Source organism: Streptomyces sp. SID12501 (assembly GCF_010550245.1).
GTDB lineage: Bacteria > Actinomycetota > Actinomycetes > Streptomycetales > Streptomycetaceae > Streptomyces.
The window spans coordinates 1-505 of sequence record NZ_JAAGLU010000447.1 but is presented as its reverse complement, the minus strand read 5'-3'; the positions used below and the strand labels follow the sequence as shown (position 1 = coordinate 505).

Here is a 505-nt window from a genome sequence, read left to right as displayed (position 1 = left end):
GGACCTTCTCGCCGCGCTCGAGCGCGGGCTCCGCGAGCGCCACGAGCTGGTTGTCCAGCGCGCGGTCGAGGCCGTGGTCCTGCGTCTTGACCTGGTGCAGCGCCGAGCCCGGCTTGGGCTGCGGCACCGCGAGCACGGGCGCGAGGTCCAGGCCCTCGGCCTTCCAGTGGTCGACGGCCTGACGCGTGTCGAGCATCTCGACGTGGCCGACGGCCTCCTGGATCGACCGGACGCCGAGCGCCGCGAGGTACTCGCGCACCTCCTGCGCGATGAACTCGAAGAACGCCACGACGAACTCCGGCTTGCCCGTGAACCGCGCGCGCAGCTCCGGGTTCTGGGTCGCGACGCCGACGGGGCACGTGTCGAGGTGGCAGACGCGCATCATGATGCAGCCGGACACCACCAGCGGTGCGGTCGCGAACCCGAACTCCTCGGCGCCGAGCAGCGCGCCGATCACGACGTCCCGCCCGGTCTTCAGCTGGCCGTCGACCTGGACGACGACGCG

The 505-nt window shown here is 72.3% G+C and carries 1 protein-coding gene; it reads right to left on the bottom strand.

What is annotated here, in order from left to right; all coding sequences use genetic code 11:
* Positions 1-505, bottom strand: a 505-nt coding sequence (locus G3I71_RS46700) for a glutamate synthase-related protein (protein WP_239149793.1), incomplete at both ends; no start/stop codon positions are given.